The following is a 15,918-nucleotide window of genomic DNA, read 5'->3' as shown; positions in this document are numbered from 1 at the left end:
TGCCGGGCCCCTGGTGTGTCATGGGTACGTACACCGCCGTGTGCGGGTAACCGTTCGGCGCATGGGCGCCCTGGCTCGGGGAGCAGCGAAGACGATGGACAAGCCCAAGGTCGTCCTGGGGGTCAGCGGCGGGATCGCCGCGTACAAGGCGTGCGAGCTGCTGCGGCGGCTGAGCGAGTCCGGGCACGACGTCCGCGTGGTGCCGACGGCCTCCGCGCTGCACTTCGTGGGCGAGGCCACCTGGGCCGCGCTCTCCGGGAACCCGGCCTCGACCGAGGTCTGGGAGTCCGTGCACGAGGTGCCGCACGTCCGCATCGGGCAGGGGGCCGACCTGGTCGTGGTGGCTCCCTGTACGGCCGACATGCTGGCCAAGGCGGCGCACGGCCTCGCCGACGACCTGCTCACCAACACGCTGCTGACCGCCCGGTGCCCCGTGGTCTTCGCCCCGGCGATGCACACCGAGATGTGGGAGCACCCGGCCACCCAGGAGAACGTCGCGACCCTGCGCCGCCGCGGCGCGATCGTGATCGAGCCCGCTGTGGGCCGGCTGACCGGCGTCGACACCGGCAAGGGCCGCTTCCCGGACCCCGCCGAGATCTTCGAGGTCTGCCGCCGGGTACTGGCCCGCGGCCCGGAGGCGGTCACGCCCGACCTCGCGGGCCGGCACGTCGTGATCAGCGCGGGCGGCACCCGCGAGCCGCTGGACCCCGTCCGCTACCTGGGCAACCGCTCCTCGGGGAAGCAGGGCTACGCGCTCGCCCGTACGGCGGTGGCGCGCGGCGCCCGGGTCACGCTGGTCGCGGCGGAGACCGGGCTGCCGGACCCGGCGGGCGTGGACGTCGTCCGTATCGGGACGGCCGTGCAGCTGCGCGAGGCGGTGCTGAAGGCGGCGGCCGACGCGGACGCGGTGGTCATGGCGGCGGCCGTGGCCGACTTCCGTCCGGCGCAGTACGCCACCGGAAAGATCAAGAAGCGGGACGACGTGGAGCAGCCGCCGCTCGACCTGGTCCGCAATCCGGACATTCTCGCGGAGATCTCGGCCGACCGGGCGCGTCCCGGACAAATCGTCGTCGGATTTGCCGCCGAGACCGACGACGTCCTGGAGAACGGGCGCAGGAAGCTCGCCCGCAAGGGCTGTGACCTGCTGGTCGTCAACGAGGTCGGGGAGCACAGGACCTTCGGTTCGGCCGAGAACGAGGCGGTCGTGCTGGCCGCCGACGGCACGGAGACCCCGGTGCCCCACGGGCCCAAGGAGGCGCTGGCCGACACGGTCTGGGACCTGGTCGCCGAGCGAATTTCCTGATCGTTCGACGAGTCCGTCCCGACCCATGGGCCACGGCAAAAACCCTTGTCGTGGCCTGCCGTTGAGCGGTCCTCGAGATCCGGATGGCAGGGTGTCCCTGGTCACGGCGCATCCACAGAACGAGACTGCGTGCCCGAACGTGGTGCCTGACCGATAAACTGGCCGTGGATCGCGCCGAGCGCAGCTCTCGGCCGGTCCGTCAATGATCAGACAGCAGCCGCTGCAACCCCAGGGAGCGATGTGTCCCGCCGCCTGTTCACCTCGGAGTCCGTCACCGAGGGCCACCCCGACAAGATCGCTGACCAGATCAGCGACACCATCCTCGACGCGCTCCTGAAGGAGGACCCGGCCTCCCGGGTCGCCGTCGAGACGCTGATCACCACCGGCCTGGTCCACGTGGCCGGCGAGGTGACCACGAAGGCCTACGCCGACATCCCCACCCTCGTGCGGAACAAGATCCTGGAGATCGGTTACGACTCCTCCAAGAAGGGCTTCGACGGCGCTTCCTGTGGTGTCTCCGTGTCGATCGGCGCGCAGTCCCCGGACATCGCCCAGGGTGTCGACACCGCCTACGAGAAGCGGGTCGAGGGCGACGAGGACGAGCTGGACAAGCAGGGCGCCGGCGACCAGGGCCTGATGTTCGGGTACGCCTGCGACGAGACCCCGGAGCTGATGCCGCTCCCGATCAACCTCGCGCACCGCCTGTCCAAGCGGCTGTCCGAGGTGCGGAAGAACGGCACCATCCCCTACCTCCGCCCCGACGGCAAGACCCAGGTCACCATCGAGTACGACGGTCACAAGGCGGTCCGCCTGGACACCGTGGTCGTCTCCTCGCAGCACGCCTCGGACATCGACCTGGACTCGCTGCTCGCTCCGGACATCCGCGAGTTCGTCGTCGAGCACGTGCTGAACCAGCTGATCGAGGACGGCATCAAGCTCGACACGGAGGGTTACCGCCTGCTGGTCAACCCGACCGGCCGCTTCGAGATCGGCGGCCCGATGGGCGACGCCGGCCTCACCGGCCGCAAGATCATCATCGACACCTACGGCGGCATGTCCCGGCACGGCGGCGGCGCCTTCTCCGGCAAGGACCCGTCCAAGGTCGACCGCTCCGCCGCCTACGCCATGCGCTGGGTCGCGAAGAACGTCGTGGCGGCGGGCCTGGCCCAGCGCTGCGAGGTCCAGGTCGCCTACGCCATCGGCAAGGCCGAGCCGGTCGGTCTCTTCGTGGAGACCTTCGGCACCGCCACCGTCGACGTCGAGAAGATCGAGCAGGCCATCAGCGAGGTCTTCGACCTCCGCCCGGCCGCGATCATCCGTGACCTGGACCTGCTCCGCCCGATCTACGCCGAGACCGCCGCGTACGGCCACTTCGGCCGTGAGCTGGAGGCCTTCACCTGGGAGCGCACGGACCGCGTCGACGCCCTGCGCAAGGCGGCCGGCCTGTAAGGCCCCGCGAGCCTTCGCGGCTCCGTTCTTTGTTGCTTCACGCCTCCGGGCCCGTACCGCTGTCGCGCGGTACGGGCCCGGAGGCGTTCCCGGCCGGCGCCGCTGCCCTGCGGCCGGCGGCCACTGTCGGTGGGGTCTGCTAAGACTGGGGGTGTGAGCAGCGAGAACGGGGCGGGGGCCGGGGAGCAGGGAGAGCAGCTGGCCCTGATCCGGGAGACCGTGCGTCAGGCCAAGAAGAAGACGCCGAAGGCCAAGCCGCGGACCTGGCGGGGGGCCGAGCTGGCCAAGGAGCGGCCGGTGGCGCGGGTCCTGGTGGACAAGGGCCCGGTCCATCTCGACAAGCTCTGGGACTACGCCGTGCCCGCCGCGATGGACGAGGAGGCCCGGCCCGGGGTCCGGGTCCGGGTCCGGTTCGGCGCGGGCACGGGCAAGGTGCGCGAGGGCCGGCGCGAGGGCGGCGGCCTCCTCGACGGGTTCATCGTCGAGCGCATCGCCGAGTCCGACTACCGCGGCCCGCTGGCGGCGATCGCCCAGGTGGTCTCGCCGGAGCCGGTGCTGAGCCCGGAGCTGCTGACGCTGTGCCGCGCGGTCGCCGACCGGTACGCCGGCTCGCTCGCCGACGTCCTGCAGCTGGCGATCCCGCCGCGGCACGCCAAGGCCGAGGCGGAGCGCTTCCCCGCGCCGCCGCCCCCGCCCGCGGTGCCCGCACTGGCCAGCTGGGAGCGGTATCCGGACGGGCCCGGGTTCATCGACGTCCTCGCGCGCGGGGGCTCGCCCCGGGCCGTGTGGACGGCGCTGCCGGGGCCGGACTGGCCCTGGGAGCTGGCCGCCGCGGTGGCGGCGACGCTGGCGTCGGGGCGGGGGGCGCTGGTCGTGCTGCCCGACGGGCGGTCGGCCGCCCGCGTCGACGCCGCCCTGACCGAGCTGGTGGGCCGGGGGCTGCACACCCTCCTGACGGCCGACTCCGGACCGGAGGAGCGGTACCGCCGCTGGCTGGCGATACGCCGGGGCGCGGTGCGCGCGGTCGTGGGGACGCGCGCGGCGATGTACGCGCCGGTGGCGGATCTGGGGCTCGTCGCCATCTGGGACGACGGGCACACCGCGCACAGCGACGATCACGCGCCGTACCCACACGCGCGGGACGTACTGCTGTTGCGCGCGGTGCACGAGAAGGCGGCGTGTCTGATCGGCGATCTGGGGCGCACGGTCGAGGCGGCCCAGCTGGTGGAGAACGGCTGGGCGCGGTCGCTGGAGGCCGGACGCGATCAGGTGCGCGCGGCGGCGCCGCTGGTCCGCACGATCGGGGACGCGGAGACCGCCCGTGACGAGGCGGCGCGCGCGGCCCGGCTGCCCTCGCTCGCCTGGCAGACGGCGCGCGCGGGGCTGGCCAGCGGCCCGGTGCTGGTCCAGGTCCCGCGGCGGGGGTACGTACCGCGGCTCGCCTGCGCCCGGTGCCGGGAGCCCGCGCGCTGCCGGCACTGCGCGGGGCCGCTGGAGGCGCGGGACCAGGACAGTGCGCTGTGCTGCGGATGGTGCGGGCAGGAGGCGCCGGACTGGCACTGTGCGGAGTGCGGGCACGCGCGGCTGCGGGCCCAGGTCGTGGGGGCGCGGCGGACGGCGGAGGAGCTGGGGCGGGCGTTTCCGGGAGTGCCGGTCCGGACGTCCGGCCGGGACCATGTGCTGGACACCGTGCCGGATCGGCCGGCGATCGTCGTCGCCACGCCTGGCGCGGAGCCGGTCGCGGCGGGCGGTTACGCCGCCGCGCTGCTGCTGGACGGGTGGGCGTTGCTGAACCGGCCCGATCTGCGGGCGGGGGAGGAGGCGCTGCGGCGCTGGCTGGGCGCGGGGGCACTGGTGCGTGGCGCCGACGCCGGGGGCGTCGTCGTGGTGACCGGGGAGCCTACGCTGCGGCCGGTGCAGGCGCTGGTGCGGTGGGACCCGGTGGGGCATGCGGTGCGGGAGCTCGCGGAGCGGGCGGAGCTGGGATTCCCGCCGGTGTCGCGGATGGCGTCGGTGGCGGGGCGGCCGGAGGATGTCGCGGAGCTGGTGCGGGGGGCGGCGTTGCCGCCTTCGGCGGAGGTGTTGGGGCCGGTGCCGGTTCCTGTCCCGGCCTCAGGGCGCCCGCGGCGGGCGGGGGAGCCGCCGGTGGGCGAGGTGTGGGAGCGGGTGCTCGTCCGGGTGCCGCCGGGGGAGGGGGCGGCGATGGTGGGCGCCCTGAAGGGTGCTTGGGCCGCGCGGATGGTGCGGCGGGAAGGTTCCGCCGTACGGGTGCGGGTCGATCCGCTGGATCTTGGGTGAGCCCTGCGCGGCCGGCGGTTCTGTTGCGTCGGGTGCGCCCCGGTGACGGTGTCCTCAAGCGCCGGACGGGCTGGGTCCGTACCGGGTGCGGTGGCGGCCCTCCGCGGGTGGGGGGTCGGACTGCTTCGCTTGACGTCCGAACCCCCACCCGCTCCGGCCCGCCCCCTCCCGTGGGGGAAGTGAGATTCGGTGCGTCGGGGTGGCTGAAGTGGCCTGCTGTCCGCCCGTAGTGCGTCGGCGTGCGTACGGGTGTCCGTGATCAGCCGTTGCGGGGGCCCGGGAAGGCGTTGGGGCGGTCCTGGGCGGCGGACTGGGCCGGCATCGTGCGGGCCGCGGGGACCGAGGGGGTGGGGGGCAGGGCCGGGGCCACGGAGACCGGGCGGGGGGCGGCTTCGGTGGCGCGGGGAGGTTCCTGGGCGTCGGCCGGGGGCTGGGCGGTGGCGCGGCGGGCGCCGTAGCGGCGGTGGACGGCCTGTTTGGTGACGCCGAGTGCCGAGCCCACCGCATCCCACGAGAAACCGAGCGAGCGGTCGAAGTCGACCGCGGCCGTGACGAGCGTCTCGACGCTGTCCCGCAGCTCCTGGGCGAGGCGCACCGTGGGTGCCGGAGCGCGCCCGTACACGACGAAACCCGTGGACGGGCCGGTGCGCCGGGGACGGTAGACGTTGCCGAGTTGGGCGGTCAGCGTACGCAGTGCGTCCACCTGCCGGCGGACCCGCTCGATGTCCCGCACCAGTAGATGGAGACTGGCGCGTGCCTGGGCGTCGTGGGTTGCGTGGTCGGCCATGAACAAGCCTCTCGAACCGGCGTTGATGCGGAAAGTGAATGCGTGGACCGGCTGGCGGTCCGGTGTGGTCAATGTCGCTTGACCAACGCGGCAGCGCCGGGTGGGGTCACGGTATGGGGGCGTACGAGCTTTCAGCTGGGGCGCGCGATGACCCGTACGCCCCCGGTTCTGACGCCCCATAGACTGGTGTGTCTTTCCGCAGCGCTGAGAGGTAGCACGCCACCCATGAGGCTCGTCTTCGCCGGTACCCCCGAGGTCGCCCTGCCCGCACTGGACGCCCTGATCGCGTCCGATCGGCACGAGGTGGTGGCCGTTTTGACCAGGCCGGACGCCCCGGCCGGGCGCGGCCGCAGGCTCGTCGCCAGTCCGGTCGCGCAGCGCGCGGAAGAGGCCGGCATCGAGGTGCTCAAGCCCGCCCGGCCGCGGGACGAGGACTTCCTGGCCCGGCTGCGTGAGATCGCGCCCGACTGCTGCCCGGTCGTCGCGTACGGCGCGCTGCTCCCGAAGGCCGCGCTGGAGATTCCCGCGCACGGGTGGGTGAACCTGCACTTCTCGCTGTTGCCCGCGTGGCGCGGCGCGGCGCCGGTGCAGCACGCGGTGCTGGCGGGCGACGAGGTGACGGGTGCTTCGACGTTCCGGATCGAGGAGGGGCTGGACTCCGGTCCCGTCTACGGCGTGCTGACGGAGGAGGTCCGGGCCACGGACACCAGCGGTGATCTGCTGACCCGGCTCGCGTTCGCCGGTGCCGGGCTGCTCGCCGCCACGATGGACGGCATCGAGGACGGCTCGCTGAAGGCGGTGCCGCAGCCTGCCGAGGGCGTCACGCTCGCGCCGAAGATCGAGGTCGAGGACGCGAAGATCGACTGGTCGGCGCCGGCGCTGCGGGTGGACCGGGTGGTCCGTGGCTGTGCCCCCGCGCCGGGCGCGTGGACGCTGTTCCGGGGGGAGCGGCTGAAGGTGATGTCGGTGGCGCTGGTGCCCGACCGTACGGACCTGGGGCCCGGTGAGATCGCGGCCACGAAGAAGGCCGTCTTCGTGGGTACCGGCAGCCACGCGGTGCAGCTGCAGTGGGTGCAGCCGCAGGGCAAGAAGCCGATGGCCGCCGCGGACTGGGCGCGCGGTGTGCGGATCGAGGCCGGGGAGCGGCTGGACGGCTGAGGAGTGCCCGCGGAGGGCAATTAATCAAGTTTGACGAGTGGAGCGCCGGGTATGACCTTGCCGAGCAATTAGTCAAGTTTGATTAGAGGGGGAGTCGGCATGGCTGAGTTCGTGGTGCCCGAGGCTGCTGGGTACGTACCGACCGAGCGGGACCGTCGGGAGGTGGACGCGTGGTTCGCGCGGTACGACGCGCTGAGTGCGGAGGTGGACGTCGAAAGGATGGCGGACATGGCCGTCTTCCCGCTCAACCTCGTCACCGACGACTCCGCGGGTGACGGCTGGACCGGGCAGTGGAGCCGGGCGGAGTTCATCCGGACGATGGAGGAGGTGATGGGCGGGGATGACGAGGTGTCGTTCGAGTCGAAGCGGACGCCGCACTTCCTGAGCGCGTCGCTCGTCGTGGTGTTCACGGACGCGGTGTTCACCGTGGGCGGGCGGCGGCAGGCGGTGCGGTACGCGGACGTGCTGGTGAAGCGGGGCGGGGCGTGGGCGTTCCAGACCATGATCCAGGGCGGCTGGGGCGACCTGCTGCGACGGTAGGCTGGACGGGATTCATTCTCGTCAGCAGCGGAGCACCTTACTCGTGAGCGACCAGCCTCGTCGTCGTACCGGCAAGCCCTACCGGAGGCCGAAGAAGGACCCCGTACGCATCCTCGCGTTCGAGGCCCTGCGCGCGGTCGACGAGCGGGACGCGTACGCGAACCTCGTCCTGCCGCCGCTGCTGCGCAAGGCGCGCGAGGGCGGCGACTTCGACGGGCGTGACGCGGCGCTGGCGACGGAGCTGGTCTACGGGACGCTGCGCCGGCAGGGGACGTACGACGCGATCATCGCGGCGTGTGTGGACCGGCCGCTGCGGGAGGTCGACCCGCCGGTGCTGGACGTGCTGAGTCTGGGCGCGCACCAGCTGCTCGGTACGCGCATCCCTACGCATGCCGCGGTCAGCGCCAGTGTGGAGCTGGCGCGGGTGGTGCTGGGCGACGGGCGGGCCAAGTTCGTCAACGCGGTGCTGCGGAAGATCGCGGCGGATGATCTGGACGGCTGGCTGGACCGGGTCGCGCCGCCGTACGACGAGGACCCGGAAGACCACCTGGGTGTGGTGCACTCCCATCCGCGCTGGGTCGTCTCCGCGCTGTGGGACTCGCTGGGGGGTGGCCGGGCCGGTATCGAGGACCTGCTGGAGGCGGACAACGAGCGGCCCGAGGTGACCCTGGTCGCCCGGCCCGGCCGGTCCACCCCCGAGGAGCTGCTCGCCGCGGTCGGCGAGGAGAACGGGCTGCCGGGGCGCTGGTCGCCGTACGCGGTACGGCTCAGCGAGGGCGGCGAGCCGGGCGCGCTGGACGCGGTACGGGAAGGCCGTGCGGGCGTGCAGGACGAGGGCAGTCAGCTGGTGGCCGTCGCCCTGGCCAACGCGCCGGTGGACGGGGCCGACGAGCGCTGGCTGGATGCCTGTGCGGGACCCGGCGGCAAGGCGGCGCTGCTGGGGGCGCTGGCGGCGGAGCGCGGTGCCTCGCTGCTCGCCGCGGAGAAGCAGCCGCACCGGGCGCGGCTGGTCGCGCGTGCGCTGGCGGGCAATCCCGGGCCGTACGAGGTGGTCGCGGCGGACGGTACGCGTCCGGTCTGGCGGCCCGGTTCCTTCGACCGGGTACTGGTGGACGTGCCCTGCACGGGCCTGGGCGCGCTGCGGCGCCGTCCGGAGGCCCGCTGGCGGCGGCGGCCCGAGGACCTGGACGGCTTCGCGCCGCTCCAGCGGGAGCTGCTGCGGCAGGCGCTGAAGGCCGTACGGGTCGGCGGGGTCGTCGGGTACGCGACCTGCTCGCCGCACCTGGCCGAGACCCGGGCGGTCGTGGACGACGTGCTGAAGGAGCGGGAGGCGGTGGCCGCCGAGCTGGTGGACGCCCGGCCGCTGATGCCCGGCGTCCCCGCCCTCGGGGACGGGCCGGACGTCCAGCTCTGGCCGCACCTGCACGGCACGGACGCGATGTACCTGGCGGTGCTGCGCCGCACGGCGTGAGGCGGCGGCCGCAGCGAGCAGTTGTCGGCATCACCGTCAAGCTGCTCGGCACCCCGGCGGAGGAGGACGGCGGCGGAGGAGGACGGCGGCGGCAAGGTCGACATGATCGAGCACGGCCTCTTCGACGAAGTCGCCGTCGCGATGATGGTGCACGCGAACGACGCCGACGCCGACGCCGTCGGCAACGGCTCGCTCGCCCTCGGCTCCTGGAACATCACCTGCACCGGCCGCCCCGCACACGCCTCGGCCGCGCCCTGGGAGGGCCGCAACGCCCTGGACGCGCTCACCGTCGCCCGGACCGCGCTCGGCCTGCCCCGCCAGCAGCTGCCCCCGGAGAGCGTCGTGCACGGCATCGTCACCGACGGCGGCCAGGCCGCCAACGTCATCCCGGCCAGGACCTCGGCCCGGTACGAGGCGCGCTCGCCCACGATGGAGTCGCTGCGAGCGCTCCAGGAACGGGTGCGCGCCCGCTTCGAGGCGGGCGCCTGGCCACCGGCACCGAACTCCGCGCGGAGCCGCACGGGCACGACTTCGCCGACCTGTGCAGGACACCACCGCCGCCGAGCTGTACGCGGGCGCCGCCGAAGCGCTGGGCCGTACCGTCGGGCGCGCGCCGGAGCGCGCCGGCTCCACCGACACGGGCAACGTCTCGCACCTGCTGCCCACGATCCACCCGATGATCGGCTACGACACCGGCGGCGCCCGGCAGCACACGGACGAGTTCGCCGCCGCCGGCACCTCCGAGGGGGCCGACCGCGCGGTCCTGGACGGCGCCGTCGCGATGGCCTGGACGGGCGTCGCGCCGGCCGCCGAAGCCGGGCACCGGGAGCGGCTGCCGGCCGCCGTGTACCGCCGCGCCGCCGAGCGGAAGCGTGCCGCGGAGGGCCGTGGCGGCCCGCGTCCTTGACCCGCTTATGGTTGTGGGCGCGGGCGCGACATACTAGGTGGCATGGCCTTGATCAACCCCAGCATTCTGTCCGCCGACTTCGCCCGGCTCGCCGAGGAGGCGAAGGCCGTCGAGGGCGCGGACTGGCTCCATGTCGACGTCATGGACAACCATTTCGTGCCCAATCTGACGCTCGGCGTCCCCGTCGTGGAGTCGCTGCGGAAGGCGACCGACACCCCCCTCGACTGCCACCTGATGATCGAGGACCCGGACCGCTGGGCGCCGCAGTACGTCGAGGCGGGGGCCGGCTCCGTCACCTTCCACGCCGAGGCCGCCGCCGCGCCGGTCCGCCTCGCGCGGGAGATCCGGGCCAAGGGGGCGCGGGCCTCGATGGCGCTCAAGCCCGCCACGCCCATCGAGCCGTACGAGGACCTGCTCCCCGAGCTCGACATGCTGCTGATCATGACGGTTGAACCGGGCTTCGGCGGGCAGGCGTTCCTCGACATCATGCTTCCGAAGATCCGCCGCACCCGTGCGCTGATCGCCAAGCACGGTCTGGAGCTGTGGCTCCAGGTCGACGGCGGGGTGTCCGACAAGACGATCGAGCGCTGCGCCGAGGCGGGCGCCGACGTCTTCGTCGCGGGTTCGGCGGTGTACGGCGCCGAGGACCCGGCGAAGGCCGTCCGTGAGCTGCGGGACAAGGCCGACGCCGCGACCGCGGCGGTCGGCTGGGGCTGCGCGCACTGACGCGGCCGGGCCGCGCGCACGGCGCGGCCCACATCCGGGGCGGCGGTCGCACGGCGGCGGGGGTTGACCTCGTGGCCATGCAGCGTTCATCGCGGGCCGAGCGGTCACGGTCCACGGCGGCCCCGGGTTTCTGGAAGGATGAGCGCAGAGTCGATCAGGTGCGCAGTAGGGGAGATTTTCGTGGTTGCCAGCCGCCCACATACCGGGATGGGCCCCGCCGAGCTGGTGCAGGCTGCGGCCATGGCCCGCCGGTTCTATCTCGAGGGCAAGTCCAAGATCCAGATCGCTGAGGAGTTCGGCGTCAGCCGCTTCAAGGTCGCGCGGGTGCTGGAGACGGCACTGGAGCGTGACCTCGTACGGATCGAGATCCGGGTGCCGGCCGAGCTGGACGCCGAGCGTTCGGACGCGCTGCGGGCCCGGTACGGCCTGCGGCACGCCGTGGTCGTGGAGTCGGCCGCCGACTCCGACGACGCGCCCGATCCGGAGAACCTCGGCGACGTCGCCGCCGACCTGCTCGGTGAGCTGGTCACCGAGGGGGACGTGCTCGGCATCGCATGGGGCCGCTCGACGATCCACATGGCCTCGGCGCTGCACCGGCTGCCGCCGTGCACGGTGGTCCAGCTGACCGGCGTGTACGACGCGGGCACCGCCGACAGCGGTTCGGTCGAGGCGGTACGCCGCGCCGCCGACGTCTCCGGAGGCGAGGCGCACCCCATTTACGCGCCGATGCTGCTGCCGGATTCGGCCACGGCGGCTGCGCTGCGCGGCCAGACGGGTATCGCCCGGGCGTTCGATTACTTCGACAAGGTCACCGTGGCCTGCGTGTCCATCGGTTCCTGGGCGCCCGGCATCTCGACGGTGTACGACATGCTCTCGGAGGACGAGCGCGAGCACTACGCCTCGCTCGGCGCCGCCGCGGAGATGTCGGCACACCTCTTCGACGCCGAGGGCCGGCGCATCGGCCGCGACCTGGGGGAGCGCTGCATCACGGTCGAGGCCGACCGGCTGCGCCGCATCCCCGAGGTGGTCGCCATCGCGGGCGGCCACCGCAAGGCCGCGGCGATCGGCGCGGTCCTGAAGTCCGGCCTGGTCACGAGCCTGGTGACGGACACCGCCGCCGCCGACCACCTCCTCCTGGAGACCGGACCCGGCCCGCGCCCGGCCCTGGACCGGGCGGACCCGGACGGTTCCTGAGCACCGCTCCCGGCACCTGCCGCGGCCCTCGTCCGCCGTACGGCGTGATCCGTACGGCGGGCGTTCGCCCGGCGGGCCGGCCGGGGCTGTGACAGCATCGCGGCATGTCCGATACCCCCGGAGTACCCGGCCAGGCGAGTGCCGGCCCGCGTAGCGGCGCCCCCACAGAGACGGACGGTGTCCCCCGGCCGCTGGCCGCCGTGCTCGACGGGCGGACGCTGCCGGGCGTGCTGTCCTGGCCGGCGGGCCGGCCCGTGCAGGACGCGCTGGACGCCGCACTGGCCGCGGGCTGGCAGAGCACGGTGCTCGACCTCGAAGGGGTCGCGGACAAGGCGGAGTTCATGGCCCGCGCCTCGGAGGCGCTGCGCCTGCCGCCGTGGTTCGGCCGCAACTGGGACGCGCTCGCCGACTGTCTCGGCGACCTGTCGTGGTGGCCGGCGGAGCACGGTGGCCGGCTGCTGGTCGTACGGGCGTGGCAGGGGTACGCCGCCGCCGAGCCGGAGGAGTGGCACGCGGCGGAGTCGGTGCTCGCGGACGCGGTGGCCCGCTGGCGGGACACCGACACCGGGCTGGCCGTCCTGCTGACCCGAGACGCCGGCGGCACGGCGCCGGCCCGCCGGTAAGAAGCCCCCGTCTACAGCACGCGCTCGAAGCACCACGACGACGCCACGCCCGTGTACGCCCCGAAATTCGGGATGCGGGCGTAGCCCGAGCGGGTGTAGAAGCGCACCGCGGCGTGCTGCCGGTCGCCGGTCTCCAGCCGGAGCCGGGTCCAGCCACGGGCGCGCGCCCAGTCCTCGAGGGCCCGCAGCAGCTCAGTGGCGGCGCCCGAGCCGCGCCGGTCCGGCAGTACGTACATTCGCTTGACCTCGCCGGTCCCGTCGCCGAGGTCGCGCAGCCCGCCGCAGCCCACCGGTATGCCGTCGTCCTCGTACGCGACGAAGAACGCCGTGCTGTCCGCCGCCGAGGGCGGGACCCCGGGCTCGCTGTCCGGGGTCCCGTAGAGCTCGGCGATCTCGCTCCGCTGCCCGGCCCGCAGTACGGCGGCATCCGGGTCGTCCCAGGCCACCTGTTCGATCTTCATGGCGGGGATTCTGCCGAGGCCGCGTTTCGGCTGCGTTACGCCACGGGACCGGCGTCCGGAACGGGTCAGTCGTCGACGCGGTCCCGCAGTACCGAGCCGCCGAAGTCCTCGTCGTCCGTGCCCCACAGGGCGTGGTCGCCGTCGGGGAGCAGGGCGACCGCCTCGATCTTGCGGTTGTCCGCCGTGGTGTAGCGGCGTACCTCGTCCGGCTTGGCCAGCTTCAGCGCGGGACGTCCCTTGTCGACCGTGAGCCGGCCCGCTTCGTACACCGCGGAGCTGAACGGACCGGAATTTTTGTTCGGGTCCTGGGCCGCGGACAGCACCACGGTGCCGTCCGGCGCGATCTTCAGGTCGCTGATGTGCCGCACCTCGTCCTGCGCCGGCCACGGCGCGCGGAACGCGACCGGGTCGGTGACGTGCGAGAAGACCGTCCCCGGGGTGGACGCGGCGGGGTGCAGTACGGCGGTGCGCACCTGGGAGGCGGTGCCGTTGCTGCCACGGGTCGCCCAGACCGCGACGTCCTTCCCGGTGGCCCGGTCGCGGTGGACGGCGAACGCCTCGTAGTTCTGCGTGTCGTCGCCCTTGTAGTCCTCGGTGCCGGGCAGCGGGGCCGACCAGCGGACCGTCGCGGTCCCGCCGTGCACCTTCACCCCGTACAGCGTCGGGCGGAACTTCCCGCTGTCGCCGCTGCTCAGGGTGGTGTACTCGCCGGGCCGCCCGGGGACGGCGTCCAGCGACTCCAGGTCCTTGGGCACCTCGCTCCCGGCCCACTTCAGGTCCCGGACGACGGGGGCGTGGCCGGCCGACAGACGGACGGTCGAGAGCCGGACCTGGCCCGGTTCCTTGTTGTCCCGTGCCACGACCGTGTCGATGCGGCCGTGACCGGCCGCGGCGACGGCCAGGCCGCTGACGCCGCCGGTCATGCCGTCCCCGACCTTCTGCCAGGTTCGGGTGGCGGCGGCCGGACGTTCCGTGCCGCCGGCGAACGCGACGGTGGCGGCGACGGTCGCGAGGGACACGCCGGCGATGCCCGACGCGAGGAGTGCTTTTCTGATCATCACGGCACGGTAAGGGAGCGTGCCGCTGTGCGAGCAGTCCGTATGCACAGGGTTTACCTTCACGGTCACAATTTCGGGTGAAACCACAGCCCGCGCGAGCGCCGGTCGGGTGATGTCACAGAACCTGGCCGAACGGCTGCCGAAGCTCGTCAATCCGGTGCCCGATCGGCGATGATGTACTAGGAGCTTGATGCCTGATCCGCTGCTGGCCGATCTGTACCCACTGTCGGACCGGTGCTGACTCCCCGCCCGCTACCGCAGTAAAACCGCAGGTGAGAGAGTTAGCATGCGATTTCTGAACGATCTGAAGCCGCCGTACGACCTGACGTACGACGATGTGTTCATGGTGCCGAACCGCTCCGCGGTCGGCTCCCGCCAGGGCGTGGACCTCGCTTCGCCGGACGGCACGGGCACCACCATCCCGCTGGTCGTGGCCAACATGACCGCGATCGCCGGCCGCCGGATGGCCGAGACGGTGGCGCGCCGCGGCGGCCTCGTCGTCATCCCGCAGGACATCCCGATCGACGTCGTCACCGACGTCGTCAGCTGGGTCAAGCGGCGTCACCTGGTCCTCGACACCCCGATCGTGCTCTCGCCGATCGCGACCGTCGCCGACGCGCTGTCCCTGCTGCCGAAGCGGGCGCACGGCGCGGGCATCGTCGTCGAGGGCGGCCGTCCCCTCGGCGTCGTCACCGAGCACGATCTGACCGGCGTGGACCGCTTCACCCAGGTCGCCGAGGTCATGTCCAAGGACCTGCTGGTGCTGGACGCCGACATCGACCCGCGCGAGGCCTTCAACCAGCTCGACGCGGCCAACCGCAAGCTCGCCCCCGCGGTCGACAAGGAAGGCCAGCTGGTCGGCATCCTCACCCGTAAGGGCGCGCTCCGCGCGACCCTCTACACCCCCGCCACCGACGCGGACGGCAAGCTGCGCATCGCCGCCGCCGTCGGGATCAACGGTGACGTGGCGGGCAAGGCCAAGGCGCTGCTCGCGGCCGGCGTGGACACCCTCGTGGTGGACACCGCGCACGGCCACCAGGAATCCATGATCAGCGCGGTCAAGGCCGTCCGGGCGCTGGACCCGCAGGTCCCGATCGTGGCGGGCAACATCGTCGCCGCCGAGGGCGTGCGTGACCTGATCGAGGCCGGCGCGGACATCATCAAGGTCGGCGTCGGCCCGGGCGCCATGTGCACCACCCGCATGATGACCGGCGTGGGCCGCCCGCAGTTCTCCGCCGTCCTGGAGTGCGCCGCCGAGGCGAAGAAGTACGGCAAGCACGTCTGGGCCGACGGCGGCGTGCGGCACCCGCGCGACGTCGCCATGGCGCTGGCCGCCGGCGCGTCCAACGTCATGATCGGCTCGTGGTTCGCCGGTACGTACGAGTCGCCCGGCGACCTCCAGCAGACCGCCGACGGCCGGCTCTACAAGGAGAGCTTCGGCATGGCCTCGGCGCGCGCGGTGCGCAACCGCACCAGCGAGGAGTCGGCGTACGACCGGGCCCGCAAGGGCCTGTTCGAGGAGGGCATCTCCACCTCGCGGATGTTCATCGACCCGGCCCGCCCCGGCGTCGAGGACGTGATCGACTCGATCATCGCGGGCGTGCGGTCCTCCTGCACCTACGCGGGCGCCTCGAACCTCGCCGAGTTCGCCGACAAGGCCGTCGTCGGCGTGCAGAGCGCGGCCGGCTACGCCGAGGGCAAGCCGCTGCACAACAGCTGGTAGCCGACCGGCAGGCCGACGCACTTCCGCGTCCCACGGGCCCGGTCCCGCGCACACGTCGCGCGGGGCCGGGCCCGTCGGCGTTCGCGGGACCGCCCGTCGGTGCGCCCGGCACGGCGTGAGATCGCTTACTTCCGGCCTCGTACGGCGCCGCGGCCCGAATGGCCGACCTTCGAATCCATGGTTCCAACACGCCGTGAACGCGCAACAAATGGCCGCTGTC

14 protein-coding genes and 1 pseudogene are annotated in these 15,918 nt (G+C 73.3%); 12 read left to right on the top strand and 3 right to left on the bottom strand.

Features of this window, described 5'->3' with window-relative positions; translation table 11 throughout:
• Positions 1–94: 94 nt before the first annotated feature.
• The 3 genes from coaBC (at position 95) to AAC944_RS07635 (ending at position 5,050) form a co-directional block, all read left to right on the top strand.
• Positions 95–1,303, top strand: coding sequence for a bifunctional phosphopantothenoylcysteine decarboxylase/phosphopantothenate--cysteine ligase CoaBC (gene coaBC / locus AAC944_RS07645; RefSeq protein WP_030610457.1), 1,209 nt, complete (start codon positions 95–97; stop codon positions 1,301–1,303).
• Positions 1,304–1,543: 240 nt separating this feature from the next.
• Positions 1,544–2,752: a methionine adenosyltransferase gene (gene metK, locus AAC944_RS07640; RefSeq protein ID WP_030610459.1), complete on the top strand. Its 1,209-nt coding sequence runs from the start codon at positions 1,544–1,546 to the stop codon at positions 2,750–2,752.
• 153 nt (positions 2,753–2,905) lie between these two features.
• Positions 2,906–5,050 (top strand): primosomal protein N', encoded by a 2,145-nt coding sequence (locus tag AAC944_RS07635; RefSeq protein ID WP_030610462.1) that lies wholly within the window; start codon positions 2,906–2,908, stop codon positions 5,048–5,050.
• Between the two features lie 259 nt (positions 5,051–5,309).
• Here the strand turns inward: AAC944_RS07635 and AAC944_RS07630 are convergent, their stop codons facing one another.
• On the bottom strand, positions 5,310–5,837 hold the full coding sequence (locus AAC944_RS07630; RefSeq protein ID WP_030610465.1) for a hypothetical protein: 528 nt from the start codon (positions 5,835–5,837) through the stop codon (positions 5,310–5,312).
• A gap of 225 nt (positions 5,838–6,062) precedes the next feature.
• Here AAC944_RS07630 and fmt point away from each other — a divergent pair, with 225 nt between their 5' ends.
• The 8 genes and pseudogenes from fmt (at position 6,063) to AAC944_RS07590 (ending at position 12,456) form a co-directional block, all read left to right on the top strand.
• Positions 6,063–6,995: a methionyl-tRNA formyltransferase gene (gene fmt / locus AAC944_RS07625; protein WP_030610467.1), complete on the top strand. Its 933-nt coding sequence runs from the start codon at positions 6,063–6,065 to the stop codon at positions 6,993–6,995.
• 99 nt (positions 6,996–7,094) lie between these two features.
• Positions 7,095–7,535 (top strand): hypothetical protein, encoded by a 441-nt coding sequence (locus AAC944_RS07620; protein WP_030610470.1) that lies wholly within the window; start codon positions 7,095–7,097, stop codon positions 7,533–7,535.
• 43 nt (positions 7,536–7,578) lie between these two features.
• Positions 7,579–9,006, top strand: a complete 1,428-nt coding sequence (locus AAC944_RS07615; RefSeq protein WP_030610471.1) for an RsmB/NOP family class I SAM-dependent RNA methyltransferase — start codon at positions 7,579–7,581, stop codon at positions 9,004–9,006.
• Between the two features lie 102 nt (positions 9,007–9,108).
• Positions 9,109–9,474 (top strand): annotated as a pseudogene (locus AAC944_RS07610) (peptidase dimerization domain-containing protein); the annotation flags it as partial.
• A 73-nt stretch (positions 9,475–9,547) separates the two neighbouring features.
• On the top strand, positions 9,548–9,913 hold the full coding sequence (locus AAC944_RS07605; RefSeq protein WP_051871508.1) for a zinc-binding metallopeptidase family protein: 366 nt from the start codon (positions 9,548–9,550) through the stop codon (positions 9,911–9,913).
• Between the two features lie 42 nt (positions 9,914–9,955).
• The gene (gene rpe / locus AAC944_RS07600) at positions 9,956–10,639 is read left to right on the top strand and encodes a ribulose-phosphate 3-epimerase (RefSeq protein ID WP_030610474.1); all 684 of its coding nucleotides are present in this window, start codon (positions 9,956–9,958) and stop codon (positions 10,637–10,639) included.
• A gap of 207 nt (positions 10,640–10,846) precedes the next feature.
• Positions 10,847–11,833 (top strand): sugar-binding transcriptional regulator, encoded by a 987-nt coding sequence (locus AAC944_RS07595; RefSeq protein WP_030610475.1) that lies wholly within the window; start codon positions 10,847–10,849, stop codon positions 11,831–11,833.
• A gap of 104 nt (positions 11,834–11,937) precedes the next feature.
• Positions 11,938–12,456 (top strand): barstar family protein, encoded by a 519-nt coding sequence (locus AAC944_RS07590; RefSeq protein ID WP_078888376.1) that lies wholly within the window; start codon positions 11,938–11,940, stop codon positions 12,454–12,456.
• An 11-nt stretch (positions 12,457–12,467) separates the two neighbouring features.
• Here the strand turns inward: AAC944_RS07590 and AAC944_RS07585 are convergent, their stop codons facing one another.
• Positions 12,468–12,917, bottom strand: coding sequence for a GNAT family N-acetyltransferase (locus AAC944_RS07585; RefSeq protein ID WP_030610478.1), 450 nt, complete (start codon positions 12,915–12,917; stop codon positions 12,468–12,470).
• A gap of 65 nt (positions 12,918–12,982) precedes the next feature.
• Positions 12,983–13,975 (bottom strand): hypothetical protein, encoded by a 993-nt coding sequence (locus tag AAC944_RS07580; RefSeq protein ID WP_030610480.1) that lies wholly within the window; start codon positions 13,973–13,975, stop codon positions 12,983–12,985.
• Between the two features lie 286 nt (positions 13,976–14,261).
• Here AAC944_RS07580 and AAC944_RS07575 point away from each other — a divergent pair, with 286 nt between their 5' ends.
• Positions 14,262–15,698, top strand: a complete 1,437-nt coding sequence (locus AAC944_RS07575) for a GuaB1 family IMP dehydrogenase-related protein (RefSeq protein ID WP_030610482.1) — start codon at positions 14,262–14,264, stop codon at positions 15,696–15,698.
• Positions 15,699–15,918 lie beyond the last annotated feature (220 nt).

Source organism: Streptomyces sclerotialus (assembly GCF_040907265.1).
Taxonomy (GTDB): domain Bacteria; phylum Actinomycetota; class Actinomycetes; order Streptomycetales; family Streptomycetaceae; genus Streptomyces; species Streptomyces sclerotialus.
Note: the sequence above shows the minus strand (reverse complement) of the source record. Positions and strands in the feature narration are given on the sequence as shown.